Genomic DNA, 20,177 nt, shown 5'->3' with positions numbered 1-20,177 from the left:
ATTTATAGGTTCTGGGTTAATCGACCAAAAGAGCTTAGTAGTTCTATATTATATAAAATGGAATTTTCAGTACATGGATAGTTAGCTACTTGTTTTTAGTCTGTTGGGTGTCAAACCAGATTCGGGTTTCCTGGGCGGATAGTTCAAGGAAACTATTAAATTCCTGGATTTTATCGATGGGAATGATGGCTCTGGGCATTTTAAGTTCGGTGTACGCGGTTATGCCGGTCTCGTCTTTACGATAGTAACGGCGAAAAACACCCCAGGGCGTCACATAGTCCAGTTTAGGCCCTATATTATTAACAAAATTGCCTTGATCCAGGGTGTAATTCATCTGACTTTGGTAATCGATACCTTTGAAGGAATATGGGTAATGGATATTGGTTGTTTTTGAGTCAATAGCCAGTTCTTTTAACCAGGGATCATGTTCGCTATAGTTGGTAAATTGCTCATTATCGATGGCATTATGGAATTGCGTCGTTGACGAGATCACCAACTGATTGTTAAGTCTATCCAGCCCTTCTACTTGAACAACGGGTGTTGCCTTTTCAGACATGACTGCTCGATAGTCTTCCAGTAACCAGCGATCACGTTCCACCTGAGATTTGGATGTTAATTTACTTCGCAGAGATGCCGCCCAATGCGAATGATAACGTCGTTCCAGTGATTCACTGATGTCTCCGGCACGAGTGAAACGATTATCTGCTTTGATCCTTTCTATCCAGGTATAGGGTTCGAGAGCAAGATTACCCGGAGCCATGTCTTCCCGGCCTATTGTTAGGCTTATGGCGCCTTGCAGGGATTGCGGGAGATATTCGGCCGATGTGTCCGGGTCTGTCAAATCAACGCAAGACTCCTTGTCCGGATTTAACCTGACGCAAGCAATCATGTGGTTAAAGTAGTTTGCAGAAGGCAATAGCAACTTGGATAGTGACTGTCGTTTCGTCGATGTCAGCACAGGATAAGCGTCCAAGCCAATTTGTCTGGCCAAATCGACGAACAAGAGGGTTTTGTCCTTGCAGTCGCCATAGCGGCGTTCCAGCGTCGTCAGCGATGGTCTGGGTATTGTGCCGCCATGACCATGCTCAAGCCCGACATAACGAATGTCTCTCGATACAAAATTTGATATCCGGCTCAACTTTTCCTCTGGATTAACGGCATCTTTACCCAGTTGCACGGCCAATTCCTTAATCTTTTGCGTATTTGACAGGGCGGGCTCTATCATTTTTTGCATGTTGTTCGAGATATCTTTCCAGTGTGAGGGTTCAGCCAATGCCAATACAGGCAAAATATCATACGGGGAAGGCATGTCTTTATCTGTCGGAATAGGCGGACTGGCTTCCATGGTTGAACAATGTAGTGAGTATGCGTTTTCCTGACATTCCAGCTTGGCATAATCGGTCTGCCAATTTGGTTTCAATTTGGCATCAGCCCAGTTTACGTCTACCTGAAAGCGTTCAATTTGCTCAAATTTTGCTGGATACAACAAACGCGACCAAGGTAATGGCAATTTGTCGTCATGGGTAATCGTTTTGTAGACCAGAACGGAAATACTCCCCTGTTTCAGTTGGGGAAAGGGTATCGTCACATAAGCGTGATCGCTAAAAATATTAGTAGATCTATCGTTGTTGATCTGAAGTGTGCCTGGATCGACATGGATTTGAGCGCCGTCCGGCTGCAAAACGTAGGCTTGCTGAATTTCAACCTGCTGATTGTCGACATCAAGCCAAAAACCCTTATTACCGGCATTTTCGATGCCGTTTGGATTAAGATAAAGTTGTGTATCGGTAACTGTTTCGGCAACCTCATGGTTATTACTTAAGGTGATGGCATGTTTTTCCAGTAAAGTGACGGTGCCATAGCCCAGTTTTTCAAACTCGGCGATTTTTTCCGGTTGCGCCAATAGCTCATGAAAATTTTGTGCGGTTTTAAGTGGTGTCCACCGTACCCGGCTTTTCATGTTGTCCGGTAGCTTGTTGGCGGCCTGTGCAGACAGAGACAACAGCAGTAAAGCGTATGTTAAGACGGAAAATACGCTCATTGATTAGACTCTATTGTAGTTAAATGAAGACTTTCTACTAGCTTTTGGATTGAACTTCCATCGCCTTCAGGGTTTTCCCCCATCACTTCAATAATATGTTCAGGCGTCACGACAGTGGATACAAACATGGACTCCCGCGAGTTTAAAATGCCTTTTTCGCCCGTGTAATGTGCCAAGGAGATGGGTATTAGATTTGCACTGGCATCCAATGTTCGAGACTCCGTCATCTGGTAATGTTTCCAGCCTGAGGCAATAACCTCTCGGCTACTATCCACTTTATCGTTCAAGGTTTGTTGCTGGTTGGGGTTTACGCGAACGATAACCCAGGCGGATTTCGTCCTCAATTCTAGGTCGGTATTTTTGTAAAGCGTACTGGCGGGTAATTCTCGCCAATCTGAATCCGGTATGCGTAATTGATAGATTGGCGTATACCCGGAAATTAATTGTCCGGATGTTAACGGTTTGGCCTTGTAATAATAAAACTCGGCTTTATTGTCATACATCATGATGCAAATGAGTGGGATCCCGATGATCATCATGCTTAGTTGCCTCCAGGTATAACGATCTGCAGGTTGGTGCCAATTGTCTGAATATGCCAAGCGAAGGCAATTCATTTGTCGATGTAATAGCAACAGTGGTACAGCCGCAAGGGACACACTTAGCGGATAAATGAACTGGGGCATTAATTCTATGATCAAATCACTTAATACAAATAACCCGGTCAATGTCTTCGGTGAGTATTTGAACGTGATGCCTTGCTTTTTGGCCAATTCGGCAATATTTTTTGCCATCCGATAAAAAACGATCAGATCGACCAAAGGAATCAGGATGCCTATGGCGTAGCGCTTGGGATAAAATCGGTTTTTCTCCGCTATATCGCATAAATCTTTAGCGCTATGGTACACCCAAAAAGCCGAGTAAATTGCACCGCTCAACAGCAGCAGCCAATATAATCTCCAGGTCTGCATGGGTGGATAGAGCTTGAGGAAAGTTTTTGTATTGATAGAATCCGGCTGTGGTTCGTGGTTTGTTTCGGTGATGCGGTAGGCCGGTAGTGTCTCTTGCCCTGCAATCGCAGTCTTCTGTAAAATAGTGTTACCAGAGCGTTGTGCAAACTGTGAAAGCAACATTACAGCTAAATATACGATAATCACCCCCAAGCCTAAAAGCGTTTCATCTGGAGCGGCCCATAAAATCCTTTTAAAGTCGTCAAACATGTGTCATTGGTTGTTTTTCATTGATGTTGCTTGCAATTATGATATGTAATTGAGGCTAAGCCAAATTTTTAGCTACTTAGCAGAACAACAAAATCTAAATCGAGCTTCATAATCGATCACACTGCGATAAAATAACCTTTTGTTTATTAAGCGTACTGAATTGATATGGCAAAGTTAGGGCGTAACGATCCCTGTTCTTGTGACAGCGGCAAAAAATATAAACAATGCTGTCTAAAGAGCGATGAAAGCAGGAAGGCAAATGCTCGTTCCGAGGCAATAGCCAAAGCCGTCGATTGGTTGCTAAAGAAACACAAAGCGGCCGTCCACGAAACTATCGACACTATATTCTTTGGTAACCTTGATGATAACGACCATACTTATTTGCAGGAATTAGGCGATGAAGTCATAGAAAATATCATGGGCAATGCCTTTGAATGGCTGCTGGCGGATGGAAAGATCATTATCGAAGACGAAAAGTATCGAGTGGCGGAACTGCTGCTGGGCAAAAACGGTCCGCTGTTCTCCGATAAAGAGCGGCTACGAATCGAACAGTTGTCTTCTACACCGCTCAGGTTCTACGAAATCGTCAAGGTAAAACCAGGGGAAAGCATGACGCTAAGGGATGTGCTGTTACCCGCACATCTGACGGTTCAGGTACAAAACGAATCCAGCTCTCAGTCAGTAAGCCAGTATGATTTTTTAGCGACACGCATCCTGCCTGCCGATGATCATTACGAACTATCGGGGGCTGCATACGGTTTTCCCCGCACACGCAGCCTGGAGTTGTTGAAAGAACTCCGGGAAGGATTGAAAGACCTTGAGCCTGATTCGCCCTTCGCCAAAGAAATCGCCAGTGTTGTCATCCCGGACCGCTGGCTCCAATTATTTCTAAATCCCTTTGAATTGCCGCCACAGGCAGAACAAATGATCGGTGAATCGTTCCTGTTTGTGACCGATCTTTATCGGGTTCAGGAATGGGTAGCGCTAGAGCAGGCATTGTCGGGTAATTCGGATATTGAAGGCAGTCGCGAGCAGGGCTGGACTCGTGCGGTTGAAGTAAGCAATAGCCTGCCGCACAGCAGGCTCAGTATTTATGCGAGCATCCGTCCGGATCGAGTCAAAGTGTTTTACCAAACTCAAAAGTGTGCTGACGAACATCGGTCTTGGTTCGAAAAGCTTGCAAGTACAAGTGTTGTTTTTCTTTGCCGAGAAACGTCAGATTTAGAAGATGTACTTACCCATTTTAACTCCGATGAGGCTGAGGAAGGCTTGGAACCGACGATTCTATAGCCTTAACTATGACTGCCTTAACTCATGTACCTCAATTCTTGAGCTTGTTATGCCAGTCTTTAGGTATTAAGATGTAGATCATCGGTTCCTGAATATATTAAATTAAAATAATTAACAATCAGAAAGCTCGTCTTTTCTTTTTTAGCTCAGCTTTATAAATTGTGTCATATGACGTATTTTTAGTGTGTCATATCACTTATTTTTTGCTAACAGGAATTAGATCCCATGAGGTTATGCAACAATTGAGATAGTCAACATACAACCTCATCTTAAAAATCATTTTATAAATCAATCCATTATAATCTTCATCCCAACCAAGCCACACCTGAGAAATTAAGTTGGTGCAAAATTTGCTTTCTATGAGGGTTTATCAAAATAAAAACCACTTAGATCCATCGTTTATGCCATTGCTTATTTAATAATCTGTGCCGTACAAAAAATCTCATCTTATCGAAAAACTTTCTGGCTCCGATCATAAGGAAATACATGCCTTTGCTTCCCGACGGGTTGGACAGCAGGACGCGGAAGACATAGTCCAGGATGCCTACCTACAGCTTTTGCAACGGGATAATCAAGAGTCGATTCGTGAACCACGAGCATTCTTATTCAGGGTAATCTCTAATCTCAGCATTGATCTATGGCGAAAATCTAGTCGCAGCACCGATTCAGAAATTGATCAGCAGGATTTTGAACTGGATAGCCTTATCAGCCAGCAACCCGGCCCGGAGGCCTTGACCAGCGGCCTACTGGAGTTCGACAACTTTCTCTCAGTTCTTGATGAGCTCCCTGCAATACAGCGTCATGCCTTTATTCTTAACAAAATACAAGGTCTTACCCACGCTGAAATTGCCGAACGACTGGGGGTATCCAATAAGAGTATTCAGCGATATCTGGTCGATGCAATGGAACATTTTGCTTCCCGTCTTGAAAATTTCCCACCTTAAATTGTCCAGTCTTAACAAGCTGGATCGTCGTATACTGTATAGATCAGAATATTTTTTCTTTTATGTCTAAAGATCAACCTGCCACTCAACCCATTCGCAAACAGGCCATCCAATGGCTGATTGCCAAAAACTCAGGTACCTGGTCGACTGTTGACCAGCAAGCCCTGGAGTCATGGTTGGCTGAAGATAATCAACACATGGAACAGTATAGGCAGATGCAGTTGCTTTGGGGGAGCATGGATGCCTTTAAGGAAAAGGACTTTCCGCAACGACAGGCCGCCATGCAATATCAACCACCTACCGACCTCGATAACGTGGTTAATTTCCCTGGACTAAATCCGTCCGAGATAAAGGTCGGACATCAAGTAAACGAATCTCGGCCTATCCTAGATGCCCCAAGAAGCTCAACGCACTGGTTGAAAACCGGTTTTGCCGTCGCGGCCAGCATCTTGATCGCCTTAAGCATACAGACCTACCGTCAAACCGGTATTGAGCACTATCAAACAGCTAAAGGCGAACAAAAGACCATTTTTCTTGCCGACGGCAGCCAGATTATGTTGAATACCGATTCGGAAATCACCGTTAATCTAGCGCTGTTTGAGCGTAAAGTGCAACTTGCTCGCGGGGAAGTCCTGCTTAATGTTAGCCATAACCCTCTGCGCCCATTTGCAGTCACTGCCGGAAACGGCAGAATTCGCGACATCGGCACCCGCTTCGATGTCTACGCCCAAAATAACCGGGTAGATATCGCCGTACTGGAAGGCGAAGTGGCTATTGCAACACATGCTGATAAGAAGGGGGTGTCGCTGACAGCAGGTCAAGCCGCAACCTATGATGCCGATGGCAAACTGAATGCCACCGCAATGCCGGATCCATTGATGTTAACAGCCTGGGAACGCGGCAAACTGATTTTTGCCGACCAACCATTGGCAGAGGTTCTAAGCCAAATCGCCCGCTACCACACCGTGGAATTTCAAATTGCCGATCCTAAACTGCGCGATTTGAAAATCAGCGGCACCTTTAAAACCGCCAATCTGCAATTGCTGCTGGAAACCCTGGAAGCCGGATTTCCCATCAAAGCCCAAATTATCGATTCTCAACACGTACGCTTGCAAAGATCATCCCATTCTTAAGCCTAAGATCGGCATTAAAAAGTAAAAATCGATTATTCTGTAAAATAAAATCAACGTTAGGTAAATCCTAAAACCGCTATTGACCCACCCAGCCCAGCAACTCAACAAAAGACCTTACACTAACAACCGATGCGAAATCGGGTGGGTTATCCAGCAGCAGCCGATCGCCGGTTACCAGCACACAACCCTTGTGCGTTGCCATTAACGCCCACAAATGATCATCTCCCGGCTCTGGAGCAGCAAACGACTGATCTGGTTCTCGCCAGATAGCATTAGCGACGATATCTTCCAAAATCCGGTCAACTTCCACAGCACTCAAGCCATGACATTTCTTCAGCTTTGGCCGCAGTAACACTTCGCGATATTCATCCAGCAAGGCGGGTGATAACAGATAAAGAAAAGATGCTGTCAACATGCCATCGAGAACACGGCATACCAACGCCTGCATATCGCCTGAAATGAGACCACTGACAACCACATTGGTATCAATGACTGCCAAAAGCCGAGTCACAGTGGCTTACGAACTATGCTTACTTCCTGCAAAGCCAACTCAAGCGCATCTGCCTCGGATAGCGCCGCCCGGTGTCTGGCCTGCGCCACCAGTTCAAAAGCAGTCTGACCAGTTTTGATTCCGTAAAAATCCAGACTTTCGTCAATCACCGCCACAAGGCTTTTACGTCTTTTAGTGGCGGCTTCTTTTAAGGCTTGGTAACGTTCTTCACTAAGGGTAATGGTTAATCTGGGCATGATCTATTCTCCCAATTGGTGATAAGTCATCATAACACCAAGTCACCTGTTTCGTATGAGTCTCGAATGAGTAAGCTCAAAAACCACATGGAAAAAAAATTTATTCTGCGAATCAAAAAACTCAAATCGACTAATTTATATAAATATCAATGCCATATTAATGGCACAGCCCTCATTATTCCGCATAAGCTATAAACTTTTTAGCGAAATCAGAAATTTTTTTCAAAAAAAATGTCCACTTTGCCTCCGCTAATTCGACGTAATTAATGTAAGACAATTTTTTACTCACCGTAAACGGAGTTTTCATGAAAAGCACGAATTTGTTATGGGCATCCGCCAGCTTGTGTGTTGCCATACAGACAGCCAATGCGGAAGAGCGGGTCATCAACTTCAGCATTCCACCGCAGTCGGCGGTCACCGCGCTGGATGCGCTGGCAGCACAATCTGACCTGCAGATGCTATTCAACCGTGAAGCACTAAAAAACAGCACAACCCAAGGTTTAAGTGGCTCGTTTACCGCCAGAGAAGCGTTAAAGAAACTATTGGTCGGCACCGGCTTAACATATACCTTTACCGCTGAGGATGCCGTAGCAATCAAGTTGGCTCCTACACAAATCAATCAAAGCGATCCAACTACATTGCCGACTGTAAAAGTGACTGCTGATGCCACCGTCTACGAAGACGATCCCAAAGGTTATAACGTCACCCACACCTTCACAGCGACAAAAACTGACACGCCGATCATGGAGACACCTTTAAATATCCAGGTGGTATCACAGCAGGTCATGAAAGACCAACAAGCTGTACGAATCGAAAAAGCCTTGGAAAACGTCAGCGGCGTAAATTTCATCTCACAGGGTGTTGGAGGAGCATCTTTTAATATTCGAGGTTTTGACACATTAAGCTATTATCGTGACGGCGTCAGAGTAGATACACAAGTTTTAAACACGGTATTTCCCGATGTTGCGCCACTAGAGCAAATTCAAGTGCTCAAGGGACCTGCATCCATTCTTTATGGACGACTGGAACCAGGCGGCCTTATTAATTTAGTGTCCAAACAACCCCTTTCCACCCCTTATTACTCAATGCAACAGCAGTTTGGCTCCTTCGATTTCTACCGAACCACTATGGATGCGACGGGCCCAGTCAGCAAAGACAAAACGTTACTTTACCGGCTAAACATGGCCTACGAAAATGCCGGATCGTTTAACCAATATGCCGGCGATCAACGTGTATTGTTTGCCCCCGTCATACACTGGAATATCAGCGATCAAACTCAGGCGAATTTTCATTTGCAGTATATGCATTCGATGGATCACCCAGGCGGAGTGCTTCCGGCTGTTGGCAATCGCCCCGCTTCTGTACCATTGGGCCTCAATCTGGGCGAATCCAGTTCAATCACAAAAACAGATGATATACGCGTCGGTTTCGACTGGTCACATGATTTTAATAGTCGTTGGACATTACGTCAGAATTTCAACGTCAATCTGGTTAATAATCCTGTAAGCACTATGGGCATTCAGGGTTTAGTCGATCCAACAAACTGCACAGCTCAAGGCTGCGCAGTTGCAAGAACTTATTTCAATACGCCAGCACTAAACAGCCAAGCCTATTACACATCCCTAAATCTCACTGGCAAAATCGACACATGGAACGTTGCTCATACCCTATTGATGGGCTGGGATTATCTGGTAGAAAATAGCTTTCAAGCGGGCTCATTCAACTCCTCCACGACACCCACAATTGATTTATATAATCCCGTCCATAGCGGAACAGATGGGCTTTTGAACACACCTGACTATGCCTATTCCTGGAAGTTCGGCGAAAATTGGCATGGACTGTTTGTTCAGGATCAAATGAAACTGCCGTTTAATTTAAATTTATTGGCTGGTTTTAGGTATGACAGTGCAAGCCAGAGCAACACCTATGCCTACACTATTCCCATTCAGCCCACGAGCAGCAACTCAGAAAATGTTGGAGCCCTGAAACCTCGATTTGGTATTGTGTGGCAGGCCCTTCCAGAACTCAGCCTCTATGGCAATTATGTTGAGAACTTTGGCCTCACCAATGGTCACAATGTTGACGGATCATTGCTGGCGCCAACCACGGCTGAACAAAAAGAGATAGGGGTAAAAACCGAACTTTTTGACAAACGATTCACAGGCAGCGTGGCCTGGTTTGATCTCACCAAGCAACATTTGTCCACGCCAAATTCTGATCCAGCCTTAGCCGCCCAAGGTTTTTCATCGACAACGGGTGAAGTTCGCAATCAAGGGCTTGAGGTGGATTTTTCTGGCGAAATCTGGCCCTCTGTAAAAATGATCGGCAGTTATGCCTACATCAATTCCCGTATTACCAAGGATGTCGGCACAGTATTAGATAGTAACGGCAATGTCATTGGCACCAATTCAGGCAATCAGGGCAATCGCTACTGGGGTGTTCCGACTCACGGAGGAAGTTTGTGGACGACATACGAGCCGCAAGATGGCGATTTACGTGGATTCAAATTCGGTGTAGGGATTGTTGCGCGTGGTGAGCGGCAAGGCGATAACGCTAACAGTTATCAGCTACCTGGCTATGCGATACTCAATCTCATGACAGGATATTCTTGGAAAGTGGGTGCTTCCAAAATTAGTCTCCAGCTCAACGCAGACAACTTGCTCGACAAAACTTATTACAACCCGTATAGCGGCTCGGGCCGCAATTACGTGTTTGCCTCGCCGCGCAGTTTTCTAGGCTCAATTCGCTTAGAATTTTGAAGAACTAGACAATGCAGGCACGACATTTCTGGGTTCTGGTTCATCGCTACGCCGGATTGTACATGGTATTTTTTTTATCCGTCGCCGGACTCAGCGGCAGTTTGCTGGCGTTTTATCAGGAAATCAATGCCAGGTTGAATCCGGAGATTTACCACATCCAGATTCCTGCTGACAAAGCCCCGCTTGATAGCTTTGCCCTTCGTAAGCGGGCGGAAGTGTTGGTTCCTGATGGTCAAATCAACTGGATACCCTTACACCGTCTGGATGGGGAATCTTTTATCGCCAGATTTCAACCACGAATGGATATGGCTGGAGGAACTTCTCATACACATGAGATTCCCCGGATACTCGCGCTTAACCCATACACCGGTGACGAAATTGTCCGTATTCAAGAAGGCTGGTGGCCGCTCACCCGCCAAAATCTGATGGATTTCATTTATGCCTTGCACTGGTCGCTGGCATTGGGCGAGCCTGGCCAATGGCTGCTTGGTATTGCCGCCGCCATTTGGACCATGGATTGTTTTGTAGGGTTTTATTTGACTTTGCCAATCCGGCGAAAAGTTATTACCTCAGGACAGATCAAAGTCAGACCAAAACAACTAGGTTTTTGGCAACGCTGGTCTTTAGCCTGGAAAGTTAAATGGTGGAGTTCGGCCCATCGCGTCAATTTCGATCTGCACCGTGCCGGCGGCTTGTGGACTTGGGTCATGCTGTTCATTTTTGCTTGGTCCAGCGTGGCTTTCAATCTTGGCGAGCAGGTCTATATGCCGGTGATGAAATTCTGTTGTGGCATGCCGGATCCAGTCAAAAATTTACCTGTTTTGACACAGCCCAAGCCTAAGCCGGGACTAGCCTGGCAGACTGCGTACAGTATAGGACAACAGCACATGGCCGATCAGACTCAAGCTCGCGGAGTGGCAATTCAGCACGAGAGCCTCATGTATTATGACGAGGTACACGGGATATTTTATTATAACGTTCATAGTGATCTGGATGTAGGAGAGTCGCTTGGCAGCACCAGCGTGATATTCGATGGCGACTCCGGTATGCTTCTCGCATTCATTGCTCCCACCGGACAGAATGGAGCATTAACATTTACCAATTGGATTACCAATTTGCATATGGCCAAGGTTTTTGGATTCGCCATGCAGGTTTTCGTTTGTTTGATGGGTTTGGTCGTGACAATACTCTCCGTCACCGGCGTCTATCTATGGTTAAAAAAGCGCCGCTCCGAACGCTTGCGACAAAAACCAAGAAAACCATCAATGTTGGCTACAATAGGGAAAAACTGCTGATGTTCGACTTTGATCGCTGGATAGAAATAGGCCAGTTCCTGACCCATCACAAATTGCGCACCGGTTTGACCGCGTTCGGGGTGTTCTGGGGCATCTTCATGCTGGTAATACTTCTGGGTATGGGCAAAGGCTTAGAACACGGCATGATGCAAATGTTTAAACATCAGGCGGTGAATGTGGTCTGGCTTTACGGCATGAAAGCATCTTTGCCTTTCCAAGGCTTACCACCAGGACGACCTATTGAACTGACAATAGATGATGCGATCAATTTAAATCAATTACAAGGTATTGAGGCATCAGTTCCTTGGTTTCTATTGCAACAGAAAGGAAGTATCCACTATGGCTTACGCAACGCTAATGCCATAGACATTGCTGGGATATCGTCACAAGGCGCTTATCAGGACGCCCAAGTCCTACTCAAGGGCCGCTTGCTAAATCCGCTAGACACTCAAGAACGTCGTAAAGTCGTCGTAGTCAATGAAAAGGTCGTTCAAATGCTGTTTCGTCTGGAGCAAGATCCGGTTGGCGAAACCATTTTGCTTGAGAAAATTCCTTTTCGTATCGTGGGAGTCATGACCCGAGAAGCCCCCGAAGCTGAAGCAAGAATTGTCTATATCCCCTATACGACTTTACAGGCTACTTTGAATCCTAAACCAATAGTGACCTGGATAGGCATCACCACTCATATTGGGGCTGGCTGGGAATCGGTCAAACCCCAAGTGACACGTTATCTTTCTAATCAACACCATTTCGATCTTGCAGATGCTTCGGCGCTTTATGTTCAAGATGGTAGTCTACGGTATCGACAGATCCAGAGCTTACTGATTGGCATCCGGTTTTTTTTGATTATTGTTGGCATTGGCACGTTACTAGCTGGTTGCGTTGGCGTCAGCAATACCATGCTGGTCACCGTTAAGGAGCGTACCCGTGAAATTGGCGTCCGAAAAGCCATTGGCGCCAAGCCTAGCGATATATTGCTGATGATCATGCAGGAAACTTTTGTGATCACTTTGCTGGCCGGTTATCTGGGGCTGGTAGCCGGCGTCGGATTGATCGAAGCCTTACGCCGACTGGGTTTTCAAGCCGATTTTTTCCGTGATCCTGAGGTGGATTTACCTATCGCTTTTGGTGCATTGCTGGTGCTGATACTGGCTGGCTTATTCGCTGGTTTCCTACCGGCCCGTCAAGCGGTCAAAATCGAGCCGATTGAGGCCTTACGCCATGAGTAACGCCCTAGTGAGCAATGACGAACTGGAGTACCGAACTTGATACAGTTAAGGCAAATAAGCAAAAGCTATCAATTAGGCACCCTAGCATTACCTATTTTGCACAGCATCGATTTGACCATAGGCAAAGGTGAATTCGTCGCCATCATGGGGCCTTCCGGTTCAGGCAAATCAACCTTGCTGAATGTATTAGGCATTTTGGATAACTATGACGCTGGCGAATATCGCTTAAACGGTCAATTGATACGCGATTTGTCACCCAGTCAATCAGCCGAATGCCGCAATCGTCTACTCGGTTTTGTTTTCCAATCCTTTAATCTGCTGCCCTATAAGACAGCGCTGGAAAATGTGGCTCTACCGCTCTATTACCGGCGGGTGTCGCGCCGTGTCAGAGAAACCAAGGCCAGAACATTGTTGGAACGGATGGGTTTACATGACCGCATGGATCACCAGCCTAATCAACTATCCGGTGGACAACGACAACGGGTAGCCATTGCTCGCGCATTGATCAATGATCCGCCTTTACTGCTGGCCGATGAACCTACGGGTAATCTCGACTCGCAAACCTCGGTCGAGGTCATGCAACTACTTAAAGAAATCCATATATCAGGACAGACACTGGTGATTGTTACCCACGACGAAAAAATAGCAGCGCAAGCCCAACGTATTATTCGCCTGCAGGATGGGCGTATTAGCGATTCTATTAATCCCCAGAATTTACCTGTAGTAGATATTCATGACTAAGCTCAAACAAACTCTCGTACCAATTCTTTTGGGTGTTTTTCTAATATTTCTCTTGATTGCCAGTGGATTTTGGTTGTTTCAGTTTGCGGGTAAAAGCCAGCCTCCTTTACAAACCATAGTGCCTGGTCGCATGAGCATAGTCCAAAAAACGACTGCAACCGGACAGATTGTTGCTCGACGCAAGATCAAGATTAAATCCCAAGCTAACGGCATTTTGGATGAGATTTCTGTTCAGCCCGGACAATGGCTAAGGACAGGTGATTTCATTGCCCGGATTCGTTTACGCGCCGATCCAGTCGAAGTGAATACCGCACAATCCCAGATCAACAAAGCCAGTTTGGAACACCAGCGTGCTTCCCTGGAGTTACAAAGACGAAACCAATTACACGAACAAAAATTGATTTCGGATGCCGCTTTTCAAGATGATCAACTGAAATTTGATGTGACCCGTGCCGCCTTGGAGCAGGCACAGCGTGACCTGGAACTTAGGCTTAAAGGCGCCTCCCAACAACTCAAAACCACTTCAACGCTGATCGCCGCTACCATGGACGGCATGGTGCTGGAAAAGCCGGTGGAAATCGGCGACTTCATCATTAAGACCAATGATCTTAATGAAGGTACGACCATCGTTACTTTGGCCGATATGAATAATTTGATGTTCAAAGGTGAGGTTGAAGAAGCCGAAGCTGGTAGATTGAAAATCGGGATGCCATTAAAAGTACAAGTCGGCGCCTTACAGAATATGACTTTAATGGGGACTCTGGATTTCATTGCACCCGAAGCCAAAAAATCCGATCAAGGTCGCATTACCTTTGAAATCAGAGCATCGCTACAAGCACGCGACGACGCTTTGCTCAGGGCCGGCTTCAGCGCCACAGCTGAAATCGTTTTTACCCGTCACGACAACGTACTCTCCATCCCGGAAAGCCATCTGCTGTTTAACAAAGAACAGCCATACGTGCATATCGAAGTCGAACCCGGCAAAAGCGAACAACGCAAAATAGAAGTTGGTCTTTCAGATGGAATTAACATTGAAATTATTTATGGCCTGAACGAAGGAGATCATGTCGTCACTCCCGAGAACCAGGGGCATTTGTGAAGCACAGCCCCCTAAATCTGGTGATCTTGTGCGTCTTGCTGACCGCATCTGAAACGGTTGCGGCATTACCAGACCTGTTGGAAGTCTACCGACAAGCCGTGCAGGAAGATGCTCAATTACAAAGAGTTCAAGCTAATTACGAAGCTGTTTTGGAAAACCTTCAGCAAGCTGAAGCCAAAGCCTTGTTACCCACTGTTAGCATTAATGCCAATGTCTATGGCAATCAACAAAACATCAGTCTCCAAGGCAATTCCCTGGGGATAGGCGGTAATAGCCAATTTATCAGCAACAACTATGCGCTCAACATCAGCCAGCCCTTGTTTCACCGGGATCGATTGATTGCTCTGGATCAGGCAGACAGGAAAAGCCGCCTGGCGGAAATCGAATTGGCAGCCGCACAGCAAGAGTTGATGCTGCGAGTGGTTGAACGTTATTTTGCAGTACTGTCTGCACAAGATTGTTTGGCCTTCGCACAAGCCCAGCAAAAAACCTTAGCCAAGCAACTCCATCTTACCCAACAGCGCTTTGCAGTAGGCGAAATCGCTATTACCGATGTCCCGGAAGCCGAAGCCGGCCATGATCGCTCCATGGCGGATGTGATTGAGGCGCAACGACAATTGAATAGCGCTCTCGAAGCGCTTCGAGAAATTACCGGCACGGACTATCAATCACTAGTCAAACTAATTACTGACATCCCTTTGGTGCCGCCACAACCAGAAGATGAAAATCGCTGGATAGAGTTAGCACTATCCCAAAATCTCAAACTCAATACGGTGCAATTAGCCGTTGAGATTGCTGTTGAGGAGATACGCCGGGAATCGGCCGGTCATTATCCTACATTGGATTTAGTCGGCAATCATGGTTATGCCTCGACCGGCGGACAATTTGGAACGGTCAATATCGATACCAGCACCGTGGGTTTGGCATTTAACCTACCGATCTACGAAGGCGGTCAAGTCAACTCTAAAAGTCGCGAAGCAGCCCATCGTTATGATGAGAAATGCGCTGAACTTAAGCAAGAGCAACGTGCAATACACCGGCAAACGCGTGATGCCTATTTGGGTGTCATCACCGGCATTAGCCAAGTAAAGGCTCTGCATAAGACCGTGCAATCCATCGATAGCGCTTTACTGAATATCAGAGCCGGCATCGAAGTCGGCAGCCGAACCACCCTGGATCTGGTGATTGCCGAGCGCGAAAGCTATCGGGTACAGCGAGACTATGCTCACGCCCGTTATGACTACTTACTGAATAGTTTACGTCTTAAGCAGGCGGTGGGTAGTCTATCACCTGACGACTTGGAACAAATCAATCACTGGCTGATGTTGGAAAACAATAAAGAACAGACTCCAAATACGCAGCCGATCTCGCAGAACGAAAAATAAAAAATCAGGAGGAAAACGCATGCGCAGCAAGTCAATTTCCAGAAATACTGAGATAGATCCAGGCGAAACCGATCTGGCCTTAAAGGCGGGAGCGGGTTTTCCGACCGCCCGCTATTTTCAGATTCACTTTGAGTTTTTGCACGAACAACTGCGATTAACTCAGGCTGCACTACAAGCATTGCAAATACAGATGCAACAATTGCAACAGCAATGTTCGGTCAAATCTGAACAGGCGGATCGATGCGGTCTGGAAGGCTTGCCAGTTACCCCGAATCGTCAGCCAGTAGTTAACGTATCGAAGGCACAGCCAAGGCGCCGGTCATCGACACATGTTTAAAGCAATCATCCAATTTCCGAGTATGTCGCTGTTTTTGCCTTCGGCCTTGAGTACGCCTAACGAGGGTGGCTTGCCTTTGATCGCCGCGCCGGGTTCAGCCAAGTATCGCCGTCCGTTGGCCATATTCTCTGCCACCCTGGCGGCGGCCTTATTGCATGGCTGTCTTTTATTCTGGTATGTCAATCGTCCTGCGCCGCTCCCGTTTTCCGCTGCCGTACCGTTGCCGATGATAGACATGATGTTGTCCGCGCCGCCTTCACCGGCGGTGAACCAGCCCATCACGCCGCCCACGCCAGTGCCACCCAAAGAGGTGAAAAAAACTGACCCCAAACCATTGAAGAAACCCAAGCCGAAGCCGCTGCCTTCCGAGACCAAGGTGAAACAGGTTGAAGTTCAAAAGGACGAGCCGGACAGTGTACCGCCCACCTCATCGGCGCCGCCGACTGAAAACCATGAGCGTGCTGCCTCACCGCGCAACGATACCTATACCCCAGCCAATTCGGACGCCAATTATTTGAATAATCCCAAACCGGAGTATCCGATGACTGCTCGCCAGCGGCATTGGGAAGGTTTAGTCATTTTACGAGTGTACATCACAGCTGACGGCCACGCCGCACAAGTCATCGTGCAACGCTCCAGTGGTCATGATGTGCTGGATGAATCGGCACTGGAAGCGGTGAAGAAATGGCGGTTTGTGCCAGCCAAACGCGGCGAATTTGCCGAAGCCAGCTGGGCCAGTGTGCCGATTGATTTTAGTCTGGAATGATTATCATGGACATGGTTTCCCTCAAAGTATTCCCGGATGCCTGCCTCTTACCTTATCCGGGGCAACAAGGATGTTGAACTGCCCGGATAAGGTTGATCCGGGCGATTACAAGGAATTGCGATGCACAAATAGCCAGACCAAACTCGATAGCCATAACAAATAAAAAAAACACTATGAACAAAACTAAAACAATAACCATATGGAGACACCCTTGAATTTTTCCGAAACCACCATTGTAGACAGCACCTTATGCATGCTCGGCTGTTTTTCGTTGCTGACCTGGAGCGTAATTATCTTAAAAGCCGGTGAAATGGCGCTGAATCGGGTTCGCAATCGAAAAGTCATTAACCAGTTTCCCGATATTAGCCGGTTGGCCACGCTGACCCAGTCGGAAATTGAGACTGACAAAAGCCTCAACACTCAGGCGGGCAGGGTATTATCGGTTGGCAGTCAGACCTATGCACGAGCCAAGAATCTAGCTAAGTCGAATACTTTGGAACACCATGCCGCTTGGCATGAATTGATCGAACGGGGATTGCGTCAGCAATTACAGAAAGAAAAAGCCCTGATGGAATCCGGCTTAGGCTGGCTGGCCAGCATAGGCAGTACCGCACCGTTTATCGGCTTGTTCGGCACAGTCTGGGGCATCATGCATGTGCTTAAGGACATCAGCGCCCAGGGTAATGCCAGCCTGGATGTGGTGGCCGGCCCGATCGGTGAAGCACTGATAGCTACAGCGCTGGGTATCGCTGTGGCGATTCCGGCGGTGATTGCCTACAACTTCTTCCTGCGGCAAAACCGCACGTCAATAGCTACCCTTGCTAACGGCGAGCGCATCGAAATCAGGGGTTTTGGTAGTTTCGCTGTAAAGAATCGTGATGCTCGTGTCGGTAGAAACCCTAAAACAGGTCAAGCCGTACTCATCTACGAAAAACGAATCATTCACTTTAAGCCGGGTCAGGAATTACGGCATTTAGTCAATGCTGCACGTAAAAATTATAAAATCAATGATTGATAGAATTGATTTTACCAATTTTGTCGGGAAGCTCATTGCTTGCGACCAGGGGCAAGCTGTTGTTTGTAACTTAGGAACAATAGCGAAATCAGCCTACTTGTCCTGTTAGATATTAAGCGCATCTGGCTATTACTCCAGTCACTCAATTTGAACGCGCTCGGCTTAGCCATTTGCAAGCTTTGTCCAAGCCACTTAAGCCCAGCATTTCATTGCGGTAAGTTTCTCGCAGTTCCTCAGCCACTTTCAAAAAAGCGTCGTCCGTGCCGTCCGTATCGCCATATAAACCAAAAAGCGTTCCTGCCCAGTCCCACTCGGAGGAACCATCGGCTGCCCCGTCGATCGTTACTCCGATGGCAATATAGGTTGCTTGTATAATACCCTCGATAGGTGCGAGGGTATCCAGATCAATGCCAAGCGGTTCAAGCTCATTCCCGCGTTTGTGGTATTCGTGGCTTTGTGCAACAAAGCCAATAACTTTCCGAAAGTTTTTATAAAGGCTCTGACAGGCTCTTGGATAGATTTTCAATTTCTTCGTAAGAGGCATTTTCCAAAAGCTCATATATACGCCGCAAGACTCCTATCTTGCGTTGCTTGGCTCTTCGGAAGACCTCGCGATAATTTCCGCCAGTCTCAAAAGCAATGCTGGCATTGAGCATGGTGTCGCTCAAGCTCTTGATTTGCTCTGGACTTAGATTTTTGAGTTGGCTGGTTAAGCTCACGATTGCGCTCTCATTTTTCCAAAGAGAAACGCAATCCGAATGGTGTTAATGGACTCTTTTGACATGGTGGCATTTTCATTCACAGCCTGGATTCTATTTTTACGGTACCATATAAGCAGTTCGGATGATATTTGCGGCATTTTTTCCTTCCGACCAGTTTTTAACGGCCTGTAGATTATGAATCCTGCCATTGTTTTCGATTCTGATGGGTTTTGGAAAATCAGCTATTAAATCAATGCCGGTTGATGTGATTTCGCTTGTTTTGTTCATTTATTGCAGTCGTTCGGATACTGTTAACGTTTCCTTAACACCACCTCATCTGCGCTAGGGTGTTGTATGGTGATCGGAAGAGTTGAGGTGATGATGTCGAGAGCACTGTTAAGCCGGTCAATCTGAAAGCGACCGCTGACCTTGAGATTTCCTAAGGCCGAGCTTGCCAGACTCAGTTTTATATTGTGGTAGCGGCCTAGTTCAGCAAGCACTTCGTCCAGCCTTCGGTCATCAAACACCAATTGTCCTTGCCGCCAAGCGGTAAAGTTTTCCACTGCTTCCGTGGGTTGATCGATAAATTCACCTGCCCGGTTATAAGCCAACAGTTGATTGGCGCTTAAATCGCGACTTTCGTTCGCATTCACCCGAACATTCCCTTCTTGAACGCCGATTAACACCTTGTCGGCCTGCAAATAAACATCGAACTCTGTCCCGATGTCTTCAATTTGACCATTGGCGGCTGTCACCACAAACGGGTGATCTGCATCATGAACGACACTGAAAAATACCTCGCCACGCACCAGCTTGACTGAACGTTTCCAGTAATTAAAGTGGACATGCACTTCAGTATCGCTATTCAATTCTAGATGAGAACCATCTGCAAGATTAATGGTGTAATGCTGACCATGATGGGTAGAGTAGAGAGCATCGCTGCTCTTCCAAACTTCGGGGATAAAAAAGCTTACGCCTAGTGCCAAAAAAACAGAGGCGGCCACAGCAAGCCCCCCCCATTGATGCCAGCTATTACGAACAGGTGGGCGATAGCTAAGCGCCTTATTGCGAAGCGGAAAATCCGCACCTTTCAATCGATCCAAACCCTCCCATCGAACGACAAGTCTTTCGTAAATCTGTCGGTGCTCGGGGTCTTTAGCCAACCAGCTTATAAAAGCCTGTCTATCCTCCTGCGTCACGGATTTCGAGCGCAGCTTTAGAACCCAGTCTATGGCTTCATCTCTTGATTTGTTTTTTAATTCTGGAGATGGCATGGTTTTCAGGAAAACAGAATGAATAGGGCAAAGGGAAAACATCCCCTCCTTACTTTGTATAACGCTTCAAATCGTAAAAACCGCCAAATCAGAGCGTTAATAATACCGACTTCGCTCTGCGCCACAAAAAAAGTACGATGCTTGAATAGAAAATCGTAACCAATAGAAGCTTTGGGGGCTAAAAAAGCATTATAGAACGGATGG

Annotated in this window: 19 protein-coding genes and 2 pseudogenes; 13 read left to right on the top strand and 8 right to left on the bottom strand. The window is 46.7% G+C overall.

Annotation, left to right across the window (positions count from 1 at the left end; translation table 11 throughout):
- Positions 1-85 precede the first annotated feature (85 nt).
- Entirely contained in the window at positions 86-2,041 is a 1,956-nt protein-coding gene (locus ABH008_RS21790; protein ID WP_347987710.1) for a DUF3857 and transglutaminase domain-containing protein, read from the bottom strand.
- On the bottom strand, positions 2,038-3,258 hold the full coding sequence (locus tag ABH008_RS21785; RefSeq protein ID WP_347987709.1) for a hypothetical protein: 1,221 nt from the start codon (positions 3,256-3,258) through the stop codon (positions 2,038-2,040). Before ABH008_RS21785 ends, ABH008_RS21790 begins: the two co-directional genes overlap by 4 nt.
- A gap of 165 nt (positions 3,259-3,423) precedes the next feature.
- Between ABH008_RS21785 and ABH008_RS21780 the strand changes: the two genes are divergently transcribed.
- The 3 genes from ABH008_RS21780 (at position 3,424) to ABH008_RS21770 (ending at position 6,625) form a co-directional block, all read left to right on the top strand.
- Entirely contained in the window at positions 3,424-4,548 is a 1,125-nt protein-coding gene (locus ABH008_RS21780; RefSeq protein WP_347987708.1) for an SEC-C metal-binding domain-containing protein, read from the top strand.
- Between the two features lie 425 nt (positions 4,549-4,973).
- Positions 4,974-5,492 carry a sigma-70 family RNA polymerase sigma factor gene (locus ABH008_RS21775; protein WP_347987707.1) on the top strand — a complete coding sequence of 173 codons (519 nt, stop codon included), beginning with the start codon at positions 4,974-4,976 and terminating at the stop codon, positions 5,490-5,492.
- Positions 5,493-5,554: 62 nt separating this feature from the next.
- Positions 5,555-6,625 (top strand): FecR family protein, encoded by a 1,071-nt coding sequence (locus ABH008_RS21770; protein WP_347987706.1) that lies wholly within the window; start codon positions 5,555-5,557, stop codon positions 6,623-6,625.
- A 76-nt stretch (positions 6,626-6,701) separates the two neighbouring features.
- Here ABH008_RS21770 and ABH008_RS21765 read toward each other — a convergent pair whose 3' ends face one another.
- Positions 6,702-7,124: a putative toxin-antitoxin system toxin component, PIN family gene (locus ABH008_RS21765; RefSeq protein WP_347987705.1), complete on the bottom strand. Its 423-nt coding sequence runs from the start codon at positions 7,122-7,124 to the stop codon at positions 6,702-6,704.
- Positions 7,125-7,132: 8 nt separating this feature from the next.
- Positions 7,133-7,372, bottom strand: coding sequence for a hypothetical protein (locus ABH008_RS21760; RefSeq protein ID WP_347987704.1), 240 nt, complete (start codon positions 7,370-7,372; stop codon positions 7,133-7,135).
- A 305-nt stretch (positions 7,373-7,677) separates the two neighbouring features.
- Between ABH008_RS21760 and ABH008_RS21755 the strand changes: the two genes are divergently transcribed.
- The 7 genes from ABH008_RS21755 (at position 7,678) to ABH008_RS21725 (ending at position 16,217) form a co-directional block, all read left to right on the top strand.
- Positions 7,678-10,131: a TonB-dependent receptor gene (locus ABH008_RS21755; RefSeq protein WP_347987703.1), complete on the top strand. Its 2,454-nt coding sequence runs from the start codon at positions 7,678-7,680 to the stop codon at positions 10,129-10,131.
- Between the two features lie 62 nt (positions 10,132-10,193).
- Positions 10,194-11,426 (top strand): PepSY-associated TM helix domain-containing protein, encoded by a 1,233-nt coding sequence (locus ABH008_RS21750; protein ID WP_347987702.1) that lies wholly within the window; start codon positions 10,194-10,196, stop codon positions 11,424-11,426.
- Positions 11,342-12,655: an ABC transporter permease gene (locus ABH008_RS21745; protein WP_347987701.1), complete on the top strand. Its 1,314-nt coding sequence runs from the start codon at positions 11,342-11,344 to the stop codon at positions 12,653-12,655. Before ABH008_RS21750 ends, ABH008_RS21745 begins: the two co-directional genes overlap by 85 nt.
- Positions 12,656-12,691: 36 nt before the next feature.
- On the top strand, positions 12,692-13,396 hold the full coding sequence (locus tag ABH008_RS21740) for an ABC transporter ATP-binding protein (protein WP_347987700.1): 705 nt from the start codon (positions 12,692-12,694) through the stop codon (positions 13,394-13,396).
- Positions 13,389-14,495 carry an efflux RND transporter periplasmic adaptor subunit gene (locus ABH008_RS21735; protein WP_347987699.1) on the top strand — a complete coding sequence of 369 codons (1,107 nt, stop codon included), beginning with the start codon at positions 13,389-13,391 and terminating at the stop codon, positions 14,493-14,495. Before ABH008_RS21740 ends, ABH008_RS21735 begins: the two co-directional genes overlap by 8 nt.
- The gene (locus ABH008_RS21730) at positions 14,492-15,880 is read left to right on the top strand and encodes a TolC family outer membrane protein (RefSeq protein WP_347987698.1); all 1,389 of its coding nucleotides are present in this window, start codon (positions 14,492-14,494) and stop codon (positions 15,878-15,880) included. Before ABH008_RS21735 ends, ABH008_RS21730 begins: the two co-directional genes overlap by 4 nt.
- 19 nt (positions 15,881-15,899) lie before the next feature.
- Positions 15,900-16,217: a hypothetical protein gene (locus ABH008_RS21725; protein ID WP_347987697.1), complete on the top strand. Its 318-nt coding sequence runs from the start codon at positions 15,900-15,902 to the stop codon at positions 16,215-16,217.
- Here ABH008_RS21725 and ABH008_RS21720 read toward each other — a convergent pair.
- Complete coding sequence (locus tag ABH008_RS21720) at positions 16,200-16,565, bottom strand: hypothetical protein (protein ID WP_347987696.1); 366 nt, start codon at positions 16,563-16,565, stop codon at positions 16,200-16,202. The two genes, ABH008_RS21725 and ABH008_RS21720, sit on opposite strands and share 18 nt — an antisense overlap.
- Positions 16,566-16,593: 28 nt before the next feature.
- Between ABH008_RS21720 and ABH008_RS21715 the strand changes: the two genes are divergently transcribed.
- From ABH008_RS21715 to ABH008_RS21705, 3 genes and pseudogenes are all read left to right on the top strand, one after another.
- Complete coding sequence (locus tag ABH008_RS21715) at positions 16,594-16,983, top strand: energy transducer TonB (protein WP_347987695.1); 390 nt, start codon at positions 16,594-16,596, stop codon at positions 16,981-16,983.
- A 199-nt stretch (positions 16,984-17,182) separates the two neighbouring features.
- Positions 17,183-17,788: pseudogene (locus ABH008_RS21710) on the top strand (MotA/TolQ/ExbB proton channel family protein); the annotation flags it as partial.
- A gap of 12 nt (positions 17,789-17,800) precedes the next feature.
- A pseudogene (locus ABH008_RS21705) lies at positions 17,801-17,998 on the top strand (HU family DNA-binding protein); the annotation flags it as partial.
- A gap of 142 nt (positions 17,999-18,140) precedes the next feature.
- On the opposite strand, the gene ABH008_RS21700 reads toward ABH008_RS21705, so the two are convergent.
- The 3 genes from ABH008_RS21700 to ABH008_RS21690 form a co-directional block, all read right to left on the bottom strand.
- Entirely contained in the window at positions 18,141-18,557 is a 417-nt protein-coding gene (locus tag ABH008_RS21700; RefSeq protein ID WP_347987694.1) for a hypothetical protein, read from the bottom strand.
- A 259-nt stretch (positions 18,558-18,816) separates the two neighbouring features.
- Positions 18,817-18,987 carry a hypothetical protein gene (locus ABH008_RS21695; RefSeq protein ID WP_347987693.1) on the bottom strand — a complete coding sequence of 57 codons (171 nt, stop codon included), beginning with the start codon at positions 18,985-18,987 and terminating at the stop codon, positions 18,817-18,819.
- Between the two features lie 23 nt (positions 18,988-19,010).
- Positions 19,011-20,015, bottom strand: coding sequence for a FecR family protein (locus ABH008_RS21690; protein ID WP_347987692.1), 1,005 nt, complete (start codon positions 20,013-20,015; stop codon positions 19,011-19,013).
- Positions 20,016-20,177: the final 162 nt, after the last annotated feature.

It is taken from the genome of Methylomonas sp. AM2-LC, assembly GCF_039904985.1.
GTDB lineage: Bacteria > Pseudomonadota > Gammaproteobacteria > Methylococcales > Methylomonadaceae > Methylomonas.
This window is presented reverse-complemented; position numbering and strand designations above follow the sequence as displayed.

Bases quoted from the DNA above. Each gene is read 5' to 3' on its own strand.
- ABH008_RS21745 (WP_347987701.1), top strand. From the start codon at position 11,342: ATGGTTAAAAAAGCGCCGCTCCGAACGCTTGCGACAAAAACCAAGAAA.
- ABH008_RS21750 (WP_347987702.1), top strand. From the start codon at position 10,194: ATGGTATTTTTTTTATCCGTCGCCGGACTCAGCGGCAGTTTGCTGGCG.
- ABH008_RS21735 (WP_347987699.1), top strand. From the start codon at position 13,389: ATGACTAAGCTCAAACAAACTCTCGTACCAATTCTTTTGGGTGTTTTT.
- ABH008_RS21725 (WP_347987697.1), top strand. From the start codon at position 15,900: ATGCGCAGCAAGTCAATTTCCAGAAATACTGAGATAGATCCAGGCGAA.
- ABH008_RS21695 (WP_347987693.1), bottom strand. From the start codon at position 18,987: ATGAACAAAACAAGCGAAATCACATCAACCGGCATTGATTTAATAGCT.
- ABH008_RS21770 (WP_347987706.1), top strand. From the start codon at position 5,555: ATGTCTAAAGATCAACCTGCCACTCAACCCATTCGCAAACAGGCCATC.
- ABH008_RS21785 (WP_347987709.1), bottom strand. From the start codon at position 3,258: ATGTTTGACGACTTTAAAAGGATTTTATGGGCCGCTCCAGATGAAACG.
- ABH008_RS21790 (WP_347987710.1), bottom strand. From the start codon at position 2,041: ATGAGCGTATTTTCCGTCTTAACATACGCTTTACTGCTGTTGTCTCTG.
- ABH008_RS21700 (WP_347987694.1), bottom strand. From the start codon at position 18,557: ATGAGCTTTTGGAAAATGCCTCTTACGAAGAAATTGAAAATCTATCCA.
- ABH008_RS21760 (WP_347987704.1), bottom strand. From the start codon at position 7,372: ATGCCCAGATTAACCATTACCCTTAGTGAAGAACGTTACCAAGCCTTA.
- ABH008_RS21755 (WP_347987703.1), top strand. From the start codon at position 7,678: ATGAAAAGCACGAATTTGTTATGGGCATCCGCCAGCTTGTGTGTTGCC.
- ABH008_RS21690 (WP_347987692.1), bottom strand. From the start codon at position 20,015: ATGTTTTCCCTTTGCCCTATTCATTCTGTTTTCCTGAAAACCATGCCA.
- ABH008_RS21780 (WP_347987708.1), top strand. From the start codon at position 3,424: ATGGCAAAGTTAGGGCGTAACGATCCCTGTTCTTGTGACAGCGGCAAA.